Source organism: Nonomuraea rhodomycinica, assembly GCF_013363995.1.
Lineage (GTDB): Bacteria > Actinomycetota > Actinomycetes > Streptosporangiales > Streptosporangiaceae > Nonomuraea > Nonomuraea rhodomycinica.
On the sequence record NZ_JABWGO010000001.1, the window covers coordinates 235,019 to 251,651 of the forward strand.

A 16,633-nucleotide genomic window follows, 5' to 3' on the forward strand; every position below is an offset into this window, starting at 1 on the left:
GGACTTCGGCAGCGAGTGCATTCCTGTGGTCCTTCCTGCCTCCGATCCGAGCCTGGGTGGTGACTCCATGTTGTTCCGGGCGTCGATCGCGGAGTTCGAAGCCGTCTTCGGCGCCTCCCTCGACATTCGCGGACCTGGACCCGTCGAGGGCGCCCGTTGGGAGCTCGTCATCGACCCGGCCCACGACGGCCCCGCCGTACTGGACTGGAGCCCGCAGGAAAGGGTGCTGACGTCACGAGCGGCGGACGCGGGCGGGCTGATGCGCACCTTCCAGCTGGTTCACACGATGGCCCGCAGCCGCTCGGCTCGCGAGGTGGACGAGACGTGCCGCGACGTGCGGGACGCGGTCGACAGGACGATCGCCGAGGTGGGCTCCGCCTTCCCTGGGCTTGAGCTGCGCGGACTCGACTGGCCGGAGATCTGCGAGGAGCACGCGAACGGTGTCGTGGAGGCGTCCGATCCGCTCGCGGCCGCACAGCGTTGGATGGCTCGCCTCCAGGACGCGCACACCAAGATCGAGCCGGCCGCACGTCCCACCCCACTGCCTTACGTGGTGTCCGTCCGCGAGGGGGCCGCCTGGTTCGTCCGCGTCCCCGCCGGGACGGCGGCTTTTGAGGCCGGGGTACGCCCTGGTCAGCGGATCGTCGGCCTCGACGGGGCGAGCGGACCCGAGCTGGTCCGGCTGATCGAGGACTGCCGGTCACGCACCGCGGCCCCGCGCCACATGCTCGAGCTGGTCGCGGGACGCCGCCTCCTGTCGGTGCACGAGGCGACCAGTGTGAAGGTCGCCGGGGCGGAGTGGACGGAGGACGGTCGATGCGACCCGGTTGAGTTGATCGAGTGGCGGCGGCTCACCTCGGACACCGGCTACGTACGGCTCAAGATCTGGCAGGGTCAGGTGGCTGAGGGCTTCGACGCCGCACTGGCCGAGCTGGATGGCTGCGATCGCCTGGTCCTGGACCTGCGCGGCAACGTCGGCGGCAACCTCATGCTCGCCACCGGCGCCAGAGACAGATTCCTGCGCAAGGCCACCCATCTCGGTTGGATCCAGTACACCGATGGAAGGGGAGGGCTCGGGCCCCGGGTCGCCCTTCACGGCGAGCCGTCCTCGGAGCGCCGCTGGCCTGGCCGGCTCGTCGTCCTCACCGATCCCTTGACCTACTCCTCCAGCGAGGACTTCCTGCTCGGCCTCCAGGGCCTGGAGCATGTCACCGTGATCGGGCGGCCCAGCGGGGGCGGCAGCGGGCGTGCCCGCTCCCTACGCCTGCTCCCGGACTGGGTGCTGACGGTCAGCACGGCGCTGACGTACGACAGGACGGGTCATTGCGTTGAGAACAGCGGCATTCCGGTGGATGTGCTGATCCGCTCGGACGGGCCCGGCCACGCGACGGACGATCCCGCGATCCGGGCTGCCCTCACGTCCTGAGGTCACAGCCCGGTCCATTCGAGCCGCGGTCCCGTTCGCAGGTCCCACCATCCGGGCCGTCCCCTTCTCATTCCGATGCCTCGCTGTCCGGCCCGCCGTCCTCTCCTGGGGTCGCAGTCATCCCGGCCACCCGTCATCTCGAGGTCACAACGCCACCCCGGCTGCGAGGTGAGCGGCTGGGAGCTCTTGGCCCCTCGCCCGCCATCTCGGAGCGTCAGTACTTGCTGAGGCCGAAGGTGGGGAGGTCGTCGCTGGTGAACAGCAGTTTGGGGACGAGGCTCACCGTGACGCCCTTCTTCCGTAAGCCCTCGCTCTTGATGAGGTCGTTGATGAACGGCTCGTCCCAGAACCCCGCGGCGCCGTCCGGGGTGGCCGCCTTCACCGACCGGGTGCCCGGTTCGGTGCGGCGCTGCCGGGCGTACCAGACGTCGATGAAGAAGCAGTCGGGGCCGTAGCTGTCGACGTCCTGCGGATCGCAGTCGGCGCGGCCGACCACGACGTAGGCGTGGCCGCTCGCTCCGGTGGACTCGACCAGGTTGAAGAGCTCGACCTTCACACCACGTCCGAGCAGATGGGGGTCGTCGGCCAGCATGCCCAACACGCAGCAGGCGAACAGCGTGCAGTTCGCGCTGTCCAGCGTGCGGTAGTTGGTGCGTCCTACCTCTATGTACTTGTCCTTGAGCTTCAGGGCTATGTTCGCGAAGTTCTGCGCGGTGGGCGTCTCGATGTCGACCGACTTGGCGAGCAGTCTCAGCTTGAGCGCGCCGTAGTCGGTGAAGCTCCGGCTCGGCGGGATCGTCTCGGGCACCTGGCCGCCACCGGCCGCCGCTTTGATCTTGTTGATCTCGACGCCTTTCTCCACGACGGTCTCCCAGGGGTTCCAGAGCTTGGCCGTGGCCATCCGGGTCTTCTCGATCGCCGCCTGGACGCGGATCATCCGCTCCATGCGCGGGTTGGCGGAGTGGGAGGGGTTCTCGCTCATGGTGATCTCCTAGGCACTCTCCGTCGATGCGCCGACGCTTTCACTCGTACGACTGGACGGCAATACGCCGAGGGGCCGTTGGCCGGTGTCGGACAACGGCCGTCAGCTCCTGGCGGGCGGCTCCTGGGCGCGCGGCATCAGGGCGGATCGCATGGCCACGTGGAGCGAGGCGAACCCGTGGTGGCCTGGGCAGCAGTCGAGGCGTTCGACTCGGGTCAGGACCAGCTTTAGGGGCACTCGCCGCAGCGCGGTCCGCGAGTGCGTCTGCTGCTGGTGTGGGCGTGTGTCGCGGGATGGGAGCGGATCGCCGTGATCGTCAGGATCGCCTCGGCGTCGCGTCTCTGCTGGACGGCGCAGGCTCAGCCGGGTGGTGCGGAGCGCCGGGACCGCGCCGTCAGGGCGCTCACGTCAAGATCGTTCGGGGTGCTCCGGTACGTCTCAGGATCGGGCACCATGAGTGACCAGGACGGTGTGCGGGACGCGATCGACGTGATCCTGGAGCAGTGGCGGCGGGAGCGGCCCGATCTCGACCTGTCCCCCATGGGCGTCTTCGGGCGGCTCGCCGAGGCGGCGCGGGTGGTCGAGGCGTCCGTGGACGAGGTGTTCACCCGCCACGGGCTGTGTCCCGGCGAGTTCGACGTGCTGGCGGCGCTGCGCCGGTCCGGGCCGCCGTACACGGGGATTCCGTCGGAACTGCCGGCGGTGCTGATGATGTCGCGGGCCGGCATGACCAACCGGCTGGACCGCCTGGAGGCGGCCGAACTGGTCGAGCGGAGCCTCGACCCGGCCGGCCGGAGCAGCTTCCGCGTCACTCTGACCCCCGAGGGACGGCGGGTGATCGACGCCGCGCTCGCCGACCACGCCGCCAAGCTGGCCCGGCCGGCCTCCGGCGTCGGCCCCGGAGACACCGAGACGCTCGGCCGGATCCTGCGCTCCATGCTCGCGACGGGCGGACTCGCCGGAGACTGAGCCTGGGTTCGTGCGGGGAGGAGCGGCGTGCATGACGCACGGGGCCTGGGCACGTTCCGGAGTGCGCGCCGCCACGTGGCGCTCCGCCCCCCAACCTCTCAGAAGCGCGCCGCCGGGGCACAGGCTCATGGTCTCGGGGGGTCAGCTTCCCGAGCCTGGCGGGTGCGCCGTTCGGGTGATGCCTTCCCCCAAGGATCCCCCGAGGCGCGCCTCAGCCCGCCGCGCCGGAGCCCCGTTCCCGCCGATGGGCGCCGCCTCAGCCGGCCGTCCCCACGTGCCGGTCCAGGAAGGACAGCAGGGTGCGGGTGAGCGCCACCCGGTGGTCCGACAGGGCGTGGTCGGTCGCGAAGACGTCCTCCTCCAGCGCACCGGACGGCCGGGCGCGGAAGGCGGCGGCGAGCGGCTCGTGGTGGAGTGTGTGCGGGGTGACCACGTCGCGGCTGGTGCCGATCAGCAGCACCGGCCGCCCCTCGAACCGCGGTGCCAGCCGGGCCAGCCGCCACTGCTCCCCCGCCTCCTCCATCTCGGCGGTCAGCGCCTCGCCGCCGGTACCGCACAGCGGGAGCAGGTCCTCGCCGAACGCCTCCACGTACGTGACCCGCTTTCCCGGGTCCTCGCGGACGGCGGCGGCGACCGCGCCGAAGTCGAACCCCGCCCACGAGGCGGCGGCGGCGACCGACGGGTCGGCCGCGGCCGTCATCAGCGCCGCGAACCCGCCCAGACTGTGCCCGGCGATCACCAGCCGCGACGGGTCCAACCGGTGGGCCGCGGCGAGGCCGGGCTCGCGCAGGGCGGCGACGGCGGCGGCGCTGTCCTCCAGCACGTGCCGCCACGACCACGACCCGCCCATCCCCCACGAGCCGCGGTAGTGGAACACGAGCGTCGCGTACCCGGCGCGGCGCAGCGCCTGTGCCACGTCGAAGTTGCGCTCCATGCCGGGGAACCCGTGCAGCAGCAGCACGACCGGGTGCGGTCCCGGCCCGGCGGGCACGTGCAGCACGCCGAGGAGCGTCTCGCCGCCGCTGGTGAAGGTGATGGCCGGGGTCGTGGCGAGGGGCCGCAGGTCGGCGGCGGGGTCGGTGACGAGGGGGTCCGGCGTCATGCGCGTACGCCTCCAAGAGATCGAACCGATCGGTACGAAGATGCACGGTAGCAGGACATCGAACCGATCGGTACCATCGGACTCATGCCAGTCGACAAAGGCGTCACACTGGACCCGGCGCGCACCCGCGAGCAGATCCTGCAGGTGGCGACCGAGGTGCTGTACGAGCAGGGACTCGACGGGGTCGGCGTGGCCGGGCTCTGCGCCCGTGCCGGTGTGTCGAAGGAGACGCTGTACCGCCACTTCGGCTCCAAGGAGGGGCTGGTGCGGGCCACGCTGGAGGCCCGCAGCGACCGGGTGACGCGCTGGCTGCGCGAGGCCGCCGCGGCGGCGGGTCCGGAGCCCGCCGACCAGCTGGGCGCCGTGTTCGACGCGCTCGCCGGGTGGTACGCCGAGCCGGGGTTCCGCGGTTGCGCGATCGTGAACGCCGCCGTGCAGCACCACGAGGGCGCCGCCCGGGAGGTGGCGGCGCGCCACATGGACCGCCATCTGGAGTTGCTCTCCGGCATCGCCGCCCGCGCGGGAGCCGCCGAGCCGGGCGTGCTGGCGCGGCAGATCCTGGTGCTCATGGAGGGCGCCGCCGTGGTGGCCGACCTGCACGGTGTGGACGGCACCGGCCGGCAGGTCCGGGAGGCCGCTCTCGCCCTCCTCCGGGCCTCGGCCGCAGGAGGGCGGGGCCCGGAAGCGGGCTCGGCCCGGAAGACGGCCACCGCTCGCTGAAGGGCCTCGGCCGCACGTGGCTCGGGCGGCCGACGCGGGGTGACGGCCCCACGGCGGAGGTTGGGCGCGGCGCTGGTTGACGCGGTGTTACGCACGCGGCTTGACGTGGCGTGGCCTGCACGGATCGACGCGGTGTGGCCCCCGCACGGCTTGACGTGGCGTTGCCCGCGCGGGGCGACGTGGGGTTGCCCGCGTGTGGCCGGCGGGGCGTGGTCGAGGAAGGCGCGTGGTGAAGCGGCGCGTGCCCGCGTGACCCGATACCCGCGTGACCCGCCGCCTGCATGACCGCCATCGCGGGGCCGCCGATCGCGGGCAGCCGGTCGCGGGGGCGCCCGTCGCGGGGCCGTCCGGTCGGCTCGATCCTCATATCCTTATGCCGTACGGAGATCTGCGGGACGGCGATAGGTGAGGTGGGCGGCGTGGTGGTGTTCGCCGGGCAGGGCGACGCGCGGCGGTCCATGGCGTTGCTCTGGCGCGGCGCGGCCGAGCCGGGGCACGCGCGCCGGGACACGCCCGAGACGCGCGGCGAGACGCGCGGCGAGACGCGCGGTCGGCCGGGCCCTAAGCCGGGCCTGAGCGTGGACGCGATCGTGGCCGCGGCGATCGAGGTCGCCGACGCCGAGGGCATGGCGGCGCTGTCCATGCGGGCCGTGGGCGAGCGGCTGGGGCGCACCGCCATGGCCCTGTACACGTACGTGCCGAGCAAGGGCGAGTTGCTCGACCTCATGTACGACCAGGCGCTGGCCGAGCTGCCGGACGGTTACGACCTCGCGGCGGGGCGGCGGGCGGCCGTGACGGCGTGGGCCCGGGACCTGTGGGCGCTGTACCTGCGGCATCCGTGGATGCTCCAGGTGTCGCAGGCGCGGCCGGTGCTCGGCCCGAACGAGTACGCGATGCTCGAGACGCTGCTCGGTCTGCTGCGCGGCGCCGACCTCGGGCCGGGCCCGGTGCGGCACGTGGTGGGCACCCTGTTCGCGTTCGTACGGGGGGCGGCGGGCACGATCGCCGAGGCGCGGCAGGCCGAGGCCGCGACCGGGGTGACGGACGAGCGGTGGTGGCGTGACCGGGCGGGCCTGCTGGCCGAGGTGGCGCCGGACTTCGCGGCGCGGTTCCCCGCGGTGGCCTGGCTGGAGAGCACGCCGCCGGAGTCTCCGGTGGAGGGCCCGGTGGAGAGGCCCATGGAGAGGCCGGTGGAAGGGCCGGTGGAGGGGCCGGCGCCGGGCGAGCCGTACATGGAGCAGGAAGCGCGCAGGATGTTCGAGGCGGGCCTCGGCCTCATCCTCGCCGGGCTCGACTCCGTCCTGAACCCGCCTGCCACAGCCGGCGGGCTCGACACCGCCCCCGACCCCGCCTGAGGCCGCCGACGGGCTCGGCGCCGCCCGGGCGCCCTCACCTCCCAGGCGCCGCCTGCGGTGTCGCGCGCGGGAGGTACGCGTACCACCGTCCGGGCCGGACGCCCTCCAGCGGCCGCCGTTCCCAGGCCAGCAGGAACGGCGCCCCCCGGCCCCGGGCCACGGCGGCCACCCGCTCGCCCCGGGCCTCGGCATCGCGCACCGCCGCGGGGAACCCGTTCTCCCGCTGCCAGCTCAGGACCGTGTGCCCCGTGCAGCCCATGCGGTACGCGATCGTCACCGCGTTCTGGCCGTACACCAGACACGGCCCGCGCACGCCCAGCGCCTCCAGCGCCCGGGCGGCCCGCACGTCGGCCTCCCTGCGGGCCAGCCGAGGTGCGACCACCTTGTCCAGCGTGGCCCCCTGCAGGGTCAGGTGCGCGAGGAAACCCGCGGCGACCAGGCAGGCGCCGGCCCGGCGCGCCGGGGCGCGCCGGGCTCCCTCCAGCAGCGCGACGGCGCCGTGCGCGACGGGGAAGGCCAGCAGCGCGTACGCGGGCAGCAGGAAGCGCGGGGCCGCGTATCCGACGAGGAAGATGTACGGCACCGCCGCCGACACCCCAGCCAGGGCCGGCACCAGGGCCTCCGGCAGGCGGCCCTGACGCCGGGCCGCGTACAGGCCGAGCAGGACGAGCAGCGGGACGGCGCTCCACCACAGCACCCAGGGCGTCACGGCCGGACCGCAGTGGGCGGGCGGCCGGCAGAGCAGCGGGCCGTCCAGCGCCCGCGCGTGGTCGGCCAGCGAGAAGTGCGGCCCGGTCTCGTTCGCCGCCCCGGCGGCCGCCCAGCGCGCGGCCAGGCCGCCGAACCGCCAGTACGCCTCGGCGACCCACTCCGCCCATCCGGCGGCGCACCCGGCGACGAGCGCGACGGCGGCTCCGCGCCACGGCCACCCCCGCCGGACCAGGGCCAGGCCGAGCGGAAGGACGAGCCAGAGGCTGTCGGGCGGCCGCATCAGGGCGGTCCCCGCGACGCACAGCGCCAGACCCACCAGGCGGCCGCGCCCCGCGTCGCCTCGCACGTGGCGCAGGAAGTGGCCGGTGGCGGCCACCGCTCCCAGCGCCACCCACAGGTTCGGCATGGCCGCGCCGCCGTAGAACAGCGCCAGCCACAGCGACGCGAAGACCGACGCCGCCAGCGGCGCCACGGCGCCCGGGCGCAGCCGCAGCCAGGTGGCGAACGACGCGTACAGCGCCAGCGCCGACAGCACGCTCAGGCAGACGCGCAGCGCCTCCGTGGAGGAGGTCACCAGCACCACCGGGGCCACGAGCAGGGTGATCCCGCGGGCGCGGGGCGCGATGAACTCCGTCGCGCTCACGCGGGGGTCCACCTGGCTGACGTACACCACCTCGTCCCACCCCAGCCCCATGCCTGGGCCCACCGCGACCAGCTGGGCGATCCCGTATCCGGCGGCCACCAGCAACAGCAGCGCCCGCCAGGGGTCGGCCCGCACCCACGCCCGTACATCCATGGGCCTTTCCTAGCCCCCGCGGGGTTCGGGGCGCGGGCCCGCCGACAGGACTTGCCCCAACGGATGCGCGCCCATGACGCCGCGCATAAGCGGGGAGGGGACGCGGGTGGGGCCGGGGGCGCCGTCTAGCGTGGGTGGAGGGGGCTCGCGGCGTCATGGGACGGCGCCGTTCCGTGTCGTGCCGGGGGGACACCATGGACACCTCCAACATCCACGTGCCCGAGGACGCGCAGCTCGCGGAGCTGCTGACCGAGCGGCTGTTCGACGACACGCTCGGCGCCCTGGAGCTGTTCTCCGTCTACCTGGGCGCCGAGCTGGGCTTCTACCGCGTCCTGCACGAGCAGGGCCCGCTGACCGCGGCTGAGCTGGCCCAGCGCACCGGGACCGCGCCCCGCTACGTGTCCGAGTGGCTGGAGCAGCAGGCCGTCGCCGCTCTCGTGGAGACCGACCCCGGCGAGCCGGCCGGTGAGCGGCGCTACCGGCTGCCGGCCGCGCACGCCCGCGTGCTCGTGGACGCCGACGACCCCGCGCACGTGGCGCCGTTCGCGCACATGCTGGCCGGGATCGGGGGTGTGATCGCCGAGGTGGCCGAGGCGTACCGCACGGGGGCGGGGGTGCCCTACGAGTCGTACGGGCGCGCGTTCCGCCACGGGCAGGGCCACATCAACCGGCCGGCCTTCACCCATGAGCTGCCGGACGCCTGGCTGGCCGCCATGCCGGACATCGCCGCCCGCCTGCGCGAGGCCCCCCGGTCGCGCGTGGCCGACGTCGGGTGCGGCCAGGGCTGGGCCGCGCTGGCGATCGCCCGCGCGTTCCCGAACGTCTGCGTGGACGGGCTCGACGCCGACGCCTCCTCCGTCGCCGACGCGCGCGCCGCGGCCGAGCGGGCCGGGCTGGGTGACCGGGTGCGGATGGAGCAGGCGGACGCGTGCCGGATCGTCGCGGCGGGCCCGTACGACCTGGTGATGATCCTGGAGGTGCTGCACGACCTGTCGCGGCCGGTGGAGGCGCTGCGCTCGGCCCGCGCCGCGCTCGCGCCCGGCGGGGCCGTGCTGGTGGTGGACGAGCGGGTGTCCGACCGGTTCACGGCGCCGGGCGACAAGGTCGAGCGGATGATGTACGGCTGGAGCGTCACGCACTGCCTGCCCGCGCAGCTCGTCGAGTTCCCCTCCGCCGCCACGGGCACCGTCATGCGCGCCGGCACGGTCCGCAGGTACGCGGAGGAGGCCGGGTTCGCCCGCTGCTCGGTGCTGCCGGTGGACAACGACTTCTTCCGCCTGTACCGGCTGGACCCCTGATTGATTAGACGCGACGTTGCGTCTAGTCTTTGGCGCGTCGTCCCGAACCTCTCGGAAGGAACATCCATGCGCCATCCCCCGCGCCAGGGCCTGGAGGCCCGCCAGGTGACCCCGCCGTCCCGGCGGGCCCGGGTCCTCGCGCCCGCGATCCTGGCGTTCACGTTCTGGGCCACCATGGCCGGCACGACCGCGCCCACACCGCTCTATCCCCTGTACGAGCACGCCTTCGGCTTCGGGCCGTTCACCGTGACCGTCGTCTTCGCGGTCTACGCCTTCGGCGTCGTCGCCGGGCTGCTGCTGTTCGGGCGGCTGTCCGACGAGATCGGCCGGCGGCCGGTGCTCATGGTCGCCACTCTGCTGGCGATCGTCGCGGCCGTGGCCTTCCTGCTGGCCGGCGACCTCACGGTCATGCTCGGCGCCCGGGTCGTCTCGGGACTGTCGGCGGCCCTCGTGACGGGCGCCGCCACGGTCGCGCTGGCCGAGGCCATGCCGCCGGACGGCCGGGTCCGCCCGGCCACGGTCGTGCTGTTCGCCAACATGGGCGGCCTGGCCGGCGGCACGCTGCTGGCCGGGATCCTGGCCGACCTGGCGCCGGCGCCGCTGCGCACAGCGTGGGCGGTCATCGGCGCGCTGGCGCTGCTCGCGCTGGCCGGCGTCGCGTCGGTGCCGGAGACCGCCCCGCACCGCTCGCGCCCGTCCCTGCGCCTGCAGCGCCCGCACGTGCCGGCCGAGATCCGCGGCGACTTCCTGCGCTCGGCGATGGCCACCGGGGCGGGGTTCGCGGTGCTGGGGGTGCTCACCGCCGTGACCGGCGTGTTCCTGTCGGGGGTGCTGCGGCTGCCGAGCCACACGCTGACGGGGGCGGTGGTGTGCACCGCGTTCCTGTGCACCGCCGCCGGACAGCTCCTCAACCGGGTCGTCCGGCCGGACCGGGCGCTCCCGCTCGCCTGCGGGGGCCTGGTCGCCGGCGCGGGGCTGATCGCGCTGGCCATGGCGGCCACGTCCCTGCCGGCGTTGCTGGCCGGGGCGGCCGTGAACGGGCTGGCCACCGGCATGGCCCTGGGGTACGGCATCACCGTCCTCACCACGCGCGCCGCGCCGGACCACCGGGGCGCGTCGGTGTCGACGTTCTTCGTGATCCTGTACGCGATGCTGGCCGTGCCCGCCGTCGGGGTGGGGGTGATGATCCGGCTGACGGGCCTGCGCCCGGCCGGGGAGATCTTCAGTGCCGTGGTCGCCGTGCTGGCGCTCGTCGTCCTGCTGAGCCTGCTCGGGAGCCGAGGGGCGGCCCGGCGCGCCTGACCCGGGCGGCGTGCCACAATCGGTGACCCACGCGTGCACGCAGGACCCACGCGTACACGCAGGACCACGGGTACAGGCAGGACCACGGGTACACGCAGGACGCGCCCGCGCGGAAGGAGGAGCGGCCATCAGCACGGAAGGACGAGCGACCGTCGGCGCCGGCCGGGACGGCGGGGCCGTCCCGCGCCGGGAGGCCGTCGTCAGCCGCACCGGGCCGAAACGCAGCGAGAGCATCCGGCGGGCCGTGCTCGACGCGGCCGACGACCTGCTGGTCGAGCGCGGATTCTCCGGCGTGACGATGGAGGGCATCGCCGCCCGCGCCGGGGTGGCCAAGCAGACGATCTACCGCTGGTGGAAGTCCAAGGTGGACATCCTGCTCGACACGCTCGCCGACGACGCCGAGCGGCCGCTCGCCTGGCGTCCCGGCTCGTCGCCGGCCTCGCCGGAGGAGGAGCTGACGGACCAGCTCGGCCGGGTGGCGGCGTTCCTCCAGGAGCCGGCCGGCCGGGTGCTGCTGGCGCTCGTCGGGCACGCCCAGCTCGACCCGGAGACCGCCGCCAAGCTGCGCGACGGGTTCCTGCGCGAGCAGCGCGAACGCGACCTGGCGGGGCTGGGCGCGCTGCTCGCCCGGCACACGGGCCGGCCGGTGGACGAGCGGCTCACCGGCCGCCTGCTCGACGCCGCCCTCGGGCCGCTCTTCCACCAGGCGCTCGTCCTGGGCCGCCCCGCCGACCCCGGCACGCTCGCCACCACCGCCCGCCTTGTCCTGGACGCGGCCGAGCGCGAGAGCGTCACCGGCGCGGGCCGTCCCCCGGACGCGGAGTGACGCCCGACGCGGAGTGACGCCCGACGCGGAGTGACGCCCGACGCGGAGTGACGCCGGACGCGTCCCACGCGTTGTCAGGCGCAGGAGGCCAGCGCGGCGGGGATCTCGGCGAACGTCTCCTGAACCAGCGCCACCAAGGCGTCGCGCCCGCCGCTGCCGCGACGAGCCGTCCAGCGCAGGGAAGCCGTCCGCCAGGCGGCCACGAAGATCTCCACGGTGAGCCGGGCGCGCACCTCGGCGACGTCACCTCCGGAACGGTCGCTCACCGCCGCGACCAGGGCCCGGGTGGTGTCCTGGCAGTACCCGAGGCTGTGCGCCTGCAGGGCGGGAACGGCTTCCGACAGTTCGCGGGCGGCCAGGAAGCGGCGATCCCAGTCGAGGTCCATGTCCCCCAGGGTGGTGACCAGCGTGGTGCGCAGGGCCTCGATCAGCGGGCCGGTCAGCTCCTGGGCGGCCACGCGGTCCAGATAGGCGGACCACAGCTCGCTGTCGGCGGCGAGCGCGACGTCCTCCTTGGAGCGGTAGTTGCGGAAGAACGTGCGTTTGGACACCTCCACGGCGTCGCACAGATCGTCGAGCGTGGTGGCGTCGTAGCCGTCTTCGGTGAACAGGCGGAGAGCGGTCTCGGCCAGGGCCCGGCGCGTGCGCAGCTTCTTGCGTTCGCGTAGCGGCAGGTCGCGCAGGTCATCACTCACGTCCCGAGGCTACCACTCGAAGGCTCTTGCTCTTTGACAACTTATGCCACCGAGTGGCACTGTCGCCTTGATGGCGGATTATGGCCGTCAAGCGATCTTGAAGGAGCCCGAACCCGTGACAACCGCCCCTTCCGGACGTTCCCGTCCGGCGATCACCCTCGCAGTGGTGCTGCTGGCCTTCGTCACCGTGCCGATGTCCATCTCCGGAGCGGCCGTCGCGTTGCCCGGCATCGGCACCGACCTGCACGCCGCCGGCGCCCCGCTGCAATGGGTCATGAACGCCTACAACCTGACGTTCGCCTCGTTCATGCTGGTCGCCGGGTCCACGGCGGACCTGGTGGGCCGCCGCCGGACCTTCGCGGTCGGCGCGGGGACGTTCGCCGTCGGCTCGCTGGCGGCGGCGGCCGCTCCCGGCATCGCCCTGCTGGACGTCGCCCGCGCCGTGTCCGGCATCGGCTCGGCCGGGGTGTTCGCCAGCGGCGGCGCGATCCTGGCCACCACCTTCGACGGAGCCGCTCGGACGCGCGCCTTCGCGGCGCTGGGCAGCGCCGCCGGGCTCGGTCTGGCGGCCGGGCCGACGCTGGCGGGCTGGCTGGTCAGCGCGCTGGGCTGGCGCTCCACCTTCGGCCTGCATGCGGCCTTGGTGATGGTGGCGCTGGCCGGGGTCGCAGCCGTCGCCGAGTCCCGGGCCCCGCGCCGTCCCCGGCTGGACACGACGGGTGCGGTGGTGTTCGTCGCCGGGCTGGGCGCCCTGGTCCTGGGCGCGGTGCAGGGCCCCGACTGGGGGTGGTCGAGCCCGGCCGTGCTTGCGCTGCTGACCGCCGGGGCGGGGCTGCTCGTGGCGTTCGTCGCCCTGCAGGCGCGCTCGGCCGACCCGCTGCTGGACCTGTCGCTGATGAGGAACCGCCGGTTCCTGGCGCTGTGCATGGTGCCGGTGGTGACCACCTTCGGCTTCGTGACGCTGCTGACCTACCTGCCCACCTATCTGGTGGGCGCGGGCGGCATGTCCGCCCAGCGCGCCGGGACGGTGCTGCTGCTGATGACCGGACCGGTACTGCTGGCCCCGCCGCTGGCCGGGGGCCTGGTCAACCGAGGCGTGTCGGCCCGCGTGCTCATCACGGCGTCGCTGGCGATGTTCGCCGCCGGCAACGCGTGGCTCACCGTGATCGGCCCGTCCACCCCCGTCGCCGTCATCGCCGGGCCGCTGCTGCTGATCGGCCTGGGCGCCGGGGTGTCGTTCGGCGTCGGCGACGGGGCGGCCATGAGCCTGGTCGGGCCCGAGCGCGCCGGCATGGCCACCGGGTTCCTCAACACGATGCGCATCGGGAGCGAGGCCATCGTCATCGCCGTGTTCGGCGCGGTCCTGGTCAGCCTGATCGGCGCCCGCGTCGGCTCGCCCGCCCTGGCCGCCCAGGTGGGCGCGGGGGACCTGTCCGGCGGCGACCCCGCCGCGCTGGCCGCCGGGTTCACCCACGCCCTGCACGTCGCGCTGTACGGGACGGCCGCCGTGTGCGCGGCCGGGGCGGTGGCCATCGCCGTCGCGCTGGCCAAGCCGCGCGCGGACGTCGCCGCATCGCCGGCATCGGCAGCTTCGCCGGCATCGCCCCCGTCGCCCCCGTCGCCTGCGTCGCAGCGGTCGCAGCGGTCGCAGCGGTCGCACGAGGATTCCCCGCTGCCCACCGAGGTCGCTTGACCAGGCGATCAGCCCGCCGAGGCGGCCCGGCTTCCCGCCGTGAAGCGCGCGTGCGCGCCGGCGTCGCCCAGCCGGTCCAGGGCGGCCAGCCAGCTCGCCCCGCCCGCGCCGTCCCGCGCGGTGAGCACCTCGTGCCCGGCCAGCAGCGCCGTGACCGCCGTCCGCACCGGGCCGTCGGCGGCCAGCACGCCGCCCGCCAGCACGACCGGTCCCGGGCCGAGCACCCGGCCCGCCGTCGCCGCCAGCCGCCGGGCTGCCTCGCCGACGATCCGCGCCGCGCGGGCGTCCCCGGCCGCCGCGGCCTCGGCCACGAGCGGCGACGCGGCGGCCACCAGCGTCCGGTCGGCCTGCGCCAGCCGCACGACGCGGTCGGCGCGCCGCCGCGCCTCCCCCGTCACCCCGCTGGTCGCGTCGGCGCCGGAGGTCACGCCGAAGTGCGCGCAGACCAGCTCCACCAGCGGCCCGGACGACCGGCCGCGGTCCAGCTCGTGGACCGCGGCGCGCACCCCGGCCCGGCCGATCCAGAACCCGCCGCCCTCGTCGCCGAGCAGCCAGCCGAGTCCGTCGGCCACGGCGGTGACGGCGCGGCCGGAGAAGCGGGCGGCCGCCGCCCCGGTCCCGGCGAGCAGCAGCGTCCCGGAGGGCTCCGCGGTGCCGGCCGCGTAGGCGACGTCCACGTCACCCACCATCCGGGGCGGTGCGGCGACGCCGCACGAGGCCCACACGCGCCGCAGCACCTCCGCGAAGCCGTCGTCCGCGCCCGCCACCCCCGCCACCGAGGCGGCCACCAGCGCCGGGTCCAGGCCGTCGAGCGCCCGGCGCAGGGCCTGCTCGATGGCCGCCCGGGCCGCAGCGGCGCCGTGCGCGGCCGGGTTGCCCGGGCCCGCGGTGCCGTACCCGAGCCTGGTCCCGTCCGCCGCGTGGACGGCGGCCCGGGTGGTGGTGCCGCCGGCGTCCACGCCGGCGAAGAGGGTCACCGGACGAGCCGCGCCGCGCCGGGCGCGAGCGTGAAGGTCGTGCCGCAGGGCTCGTAGGCGCCCGTCGCCGGGTCGAAGGCGGCGCCGATCCCGTCGAGCGTGACCTCGGCCGGCTCGTCGTGGCGGGCGTTGCAGACGAACAGCCGGCGCTCGCCGTAACGGCCCACCAGGACGTCGCCGGTCCGCTCGACCGACGTCCAGCCGGACAGCTCGGCCGCGACCGGGCGCAGCCAGCGGGTGTTGAGGTCGCGCACCATGCCGTAGCGCTCGGTCGGCACGCCGGCCCCGTCGATGAGCGCGGACCGGAAGCCCTCGCCGCGGGCGGGGTCGGGCGTCCAGTAGGTGAAGTACTGGATGCCGGTGTAGCCGTAGGCCAGGGCGGTGTTGACCTGCCAGGCCAGCTCGGCGGCCGTCGGCTCGCGGTGCCCGTCGTAGGCGAGCGTCTGCACGTACATCCAGGCGGGCAGGCCGGCCCGGCGGGCGTGCTCGCGCACCGTCGCCAGGTCGGCGAGGTAGCCCTCGTCGAAGCCGTCGGCGAGGAACGGGTAGCGGTCGAAGGACAGCACGTCGGGACGGACGAGCCGGGTGAACTCCCCGACGTAGGCGTCGTAGGGGCCGTCCGTGGCGTGGCTGGGGAAGAGGTTGGCGTAGGCGAGGGCGCCGGCCGCGCGCACGGCGGCGACCCCGGCCGCCACCCTCGGGAACTGCCCGGCGTGCGGCTCGTCCATGAGGCTGAGGCCGCGGAAGGAGCGGAACGGGCGGTAGTCCTCCACGACCCGGCCGATCAGCGGCGCGGGGTCCACGTCCAGCTCGCGCATGACGACGTCCACGCGCGGGTCCGAGGCGACGAGCACGCCGAGCCCCGCCTCCTCGGCGCAGGCCAGCGCGTGCCGCAGGATGACCCGGTCGTTGAGGTAGTTGCCGGTGATGACCAGGTCGATGCCGGCGTCGGCGATCTCCCGGTAGCGGGCGGCCGTCGTCTCGTGGGGCGGCGGCGGCCAGAAGGCGGCGATCGTCAGGGTCACAGCGCGCCGGTCCTGATCCGCCCGGCGTAGCGGGCCACGAGGGCGTCGTTGCGCTCGTCGGAGCCGGGGATGTTGGCCGACAGGTAGACGGGAGGGACCGTTCCATCGGCCAGCAGCAGGCCGATCGCCTCGGCGACCATGAGCTGCACGGCCAGCGCCGAGGTGATCGAGGAGATGCCGCAGACGGCGCCGTGCTCGGTGGTCAGGACGGCGTCGCCGTACGGGGCGAGGTTGTCGATGACGATGTCCGCCAGCTCGAACAGCCGCTCCCCCGACGGATGGCGCGAGGTGATGGCGCCGGAGTGCTCCAGGGAGGTGATCGCGATCAGCGGCAGGCCGCGCTCCTTGACCAGCCGGGCCATCTCCACGGTGGAGCCGTTGCCGCCCGAGTTGGAGGCGATGACGAAGGCGTCGGACTTCTCGATCGTGTGCAGGGCCAGCACCTCGTGCGCGGTGCGCGGGTCGCGCTCGGCCAGCGGGTCGAACCCGGCGGGGTCGGCCGAGCCCAGCACCACCGGGTCGCGCAGGGTGAGCCGGTTGGTCGGGATCAGGCCGCCGGCCCGGCCCGCCACCTCCAGCGCCACCGCCTCGGAGTGCCCGGTCCCGTAGGCGTGGACGACGCCCCCGGCGCGCACGCTGTCGGCGATCAGCACCCCCGCCTGCCTGATGGCGGGCAGCTGGCCGGTCATCAGCCGGTCCAGGCGGGAGCGCGCCTCGTCGGCGAAGGCCATCACAAGATCCATGAATTGTTCCCCC

General features: G+C 74.7%; 15 protein-coding genes. 8 read left to right on the top strand and 7 right to left on the bottom strand.

All coding sequences use genetic code 11. The features are described from left to right. The first annotated feature begins 67 nt into the window (after positions 1 to 67). Entirely contained in the window at positions 68 to 1,426 is a 1,359-nt protein-coding gene (locus HT134_RS01185) for a S41 family peptidase (RefSeq protein ID WP_175598380.1), read from the top strand. Positions 1,427 to 1,640: 214 nt separating this feature from the next. Here the strand turns inward: HT134_RS01185 and HT134_RS01190 are convergent, their stop codons facing one another. After that, a complete protein-coding gene (locus tag HT134_RS01190; RefSeq protein ID WP_175598381.1) occupies positions 1,641 to 2,408 on the bottom strand; it encodes a hypothetical protein in 768 nt (255 codons plus the stop codon). A 453-nt stretch (positions 2,409 to 2,861) separates the two neighbouring features. On the opposite strand from HT134_RS01190, the gene HT134_RS01195 reads away from it, so the two are divergent. Then, a complete protein-coding gene (locus HT134_RS01195) occupies positions 2,862 to 3,377 on the top strand; it encodes a MarR family winged helix-turn-helix transcriptional regulator (RefSeq protein ID WP_175598382.1) in 516 nt (171 codons plus the stop codon). A 256-nt stretch (positions 3,378 to 3,633) separates the two neighbouring features. Here the strand turns inward: HT134_RS01195 and HT134_RS01200 are convergent, their stop codons facing one another. Further along, positions 3,634 to 4,479, bottom strand: a complete 846-nt coding sequence (locus HT134_RS01200) for an alpha/beta hydrolase family protein (protein ID WP_175598383.1) — start codon at positions 4,477 to 4,479, stop codon at positions 3,634 to 3,636. A gap of 84 nt (positions 4,480 to 4,563) precedes the next feature. On the opposite strand from HT134_RS01200, the gene HT134_RS01205 reads away from it, so the two are divergent. Continuing rightward, entirely contained in the window at positions 4,564 to 5,199 is a 636-nt protein-coding gene (locus tag HT134_RS01205) for a TetR/AcrR family transcriptional regulator (RefSeq protein WP_175598384.1), read from the top strand. Between the two features lie 419 nt (positions 5,200 to 5,618). Next, positions 5,619 to 6,554, top strand: coding sequence for a TetR/AcrR family transcriptional regulator C-terminal domain-containing protein (locus HT134_RS01210; protein ID WP_175598385.1), 936 nt, complete (start codon positions 5,619 to 5,621; stop codon positions 6,552 to 6,554). A gap of 34 nt (positions 6,555 to 6,588) precedes the next feature. Here HT134_RS01210 and HT134_RS01215 read toward each other — a convergent pair whose 3' ends face one another. Next, on the bottom strand, positions 6,589 to 8,061 hold the full coding sequence (locus HT134_RS01215) for a hypothetical protein (RefSeq protein WP_175598386.1): 1,473 nt from the start codon (positions 8,059 to 8,061) through the stop codon (positions 6,589 to 6,591). A 194-nt stretch (positions 8,062 to 8,255) separates the two neighbouring features. On the opposite strand from HT134_RS01215, the gene HT134_RS01220 reads away from it, so the two are divergent. The 3 genes from HT134_RS01220 (at position 8,256) to HT134_RS47480 (ending at position 11,487) form a co-directional block, all read left to right on the top strand. Beyond that, complete coding sequence (locus tag HT134_RS01220) at positions 8,256 to 9,359, top strand: SAM-dependent methyltransferase (RefSeq protein ID WP_175598387.1); 1,104 nt, start codon at positions 8,256 to 8,258, stop codon at positions 9,357 to 9,359. A gap of 66 nt (positions 9,360 to 9,425) precedes the next feature. Beyond that, positions 9,426 to 10,661: an MFS transporter gene (locus tag HT134_RS01225; protein WP_175598388.1), complete on the top strand. Its 1,236-nt coding sequence runs from the start codon at positions 9,426 to 9,428 to the stop codon at positions 10,659 to 10,661. 244 nt (positions 10,662 to 10,905) lie between these two features. Next, positions 10,906 to 11,487: a TetR/AcrR family transcriptional regulator gene (locus tag HT134_RS47480; protein WP_175598389.1), complete on the top strand. Its 582-nt coding sequence runs from the start codon at positions 10,906 to 10,908 to the stop codon at positions 11,485 to 11,487. A 74-nt stretch (positions 11,488 to 11,561) separates the two neighbouring features. Here the strand turns inward: HT134_RS47480 and HT134_RS01235 are convergent, their stop codons facing one another. Further along, a complete protein-coding gene (locus HT134_RS01235; RefSeq protein WP_175598390.1) occupies positions 11,562 to 12,182 on the bottom strand; it encodes a TetR/AcrR family transcriptional regulator in 621 nt (206 codons plus the stop codon). Positions 12,183 to 12,297: 115 nt separating this feature from the next. Here HT134_RS01235 and HT134_RS01240 point away from each other — a divergent pair, with 115 nt between their 5' ends. Beyond that, entirely contained in the window at positions 12,298 to 13,875 is a 1,578-nt protein-coding gene (locus tag HT134_RS01240) for an MFS transporter (protein WP_217707131.1), read from the top strand. A gap of 8 nt (positions 13,876 to 13,883) precedes the next feature. Here the strand turns inward: HT134_RS01240 and HT134_RS01245 are convergent, their stop codons facing one another. Genes HT134_RS01245 through HT134_RS01255 form a run of 3 tightly spaced genes read right to left on the bottom strand, consistent with a single transcriptional unit; the run spans position 13,884 to position 16,620 of the window. Beyond that, positions 13,884 to 14,852, bottom strand: coding sequence for a BadF/BadG/BcrA/BcrD ATPase family protein (locus tag HT134_RS01245; protein ID WP_175598392.1), 969 nt, complete (start codon positions 14,850 to 14,852; stop codon positions 13,884 to 13,886). Continuing rightward, positions 14,849 to 15,877: a hypothetical protein gene (locus tag HT134_RS01250; RefSeq protein ID WP_175598393.1), complete on the bottom strand. Its 1,029-nt coding sequence runs from the start codon at positions 15,875 to 15,877 to the stop codon at positions 14,849 to 14,851. The genes HT134_RS01245 and HT134_RS01250 overlap by 4 nt, the downstream gene beginning before the upstream one ends. Further along, a complete protein-coding gene (locus HT134_RS01255; RefSeq protein ID WP_175598394.1) occupies positions 15,874 to 16,620 on the bottom strand; it encodes a sugar isomerase domain-containing protein in 747 nt (248 codons plus the stop codon). The genes HT134_RS01250 and HT134_RS01255 overlap by 4 nt, the downstream gene beginning before the upstream one ends. Positions 16,621 to 16,633 lie beyond the last annotated feature (13 nt).

Excerpts from the sequence above, each read along its gene's own strand:
- HT134_RS01220 (WP_175598387.1), top strand. The coding sequence starts at position 8,256 with ATGGACACCTCCAACATCCACGTGCCCGAGGACGCGCAGCTCGCGGAG.
- HT134_RS01225 (WP_175598388.1), top strand. The coding sequence starts at position 9,426 with ATGCGCCATCCCCCGCGCCAGGGCCTGGAGGCCCGCCAGGTGACCCCG.
- HT134_RS01205 (WP_175598384.1), top strand. The coding sequence starts at position 4,564 with ATGCCAGTCGACAAAGGCGTCACACTGGACCCGGCGCGCACCCGCGAG.
- HT134_RS01215 (WP_175598386.1), bottom strand. The coding sequence starts at position 8,061 with ATGGATGTACGGGCGTGGGTGCGGGCCGACCCCTGGCGGGCGCTGCTG.
- HT134_RS01200 (WP_175598383.1), bottom strand. The coding sequence starts at position 4,479 with ATGACGCCGGACCCCCTCGTCACCGACCCCGCCGCCGACCTGCGGCCC.
- HT134_RS01185 (WP_175598380.1), top strand. The coding sequence starts at position 68 with ATGTTGTTCCGGGCGTCGATCGCGGAGTTCGAAGCCGTCTTCGGCGCC.
- HT134_RS01195 (WP_175598382.1), top strand. The coding sequence starts at position 2,862 with ATGAGTGACCAGGACGGTGTGCGGGACGCGATCGACGTGATCCTGGAG.
- HT134_RS01255 (WP_175598394.1), bottom strand. The coding sequence starts at position 16,620 with ATGGATCTTGTGATGGCCTTCGCCGACGAGGCGCGCTCCCGCCTGGAC.
- HT134_RS01190 (WP_175598381.1), bottom strand. The coding sequence starts at position 2,408 with ATGAGCGAGAACCCCTCCCACTCCGCCAACCCGCGCATGGAGCGGATG.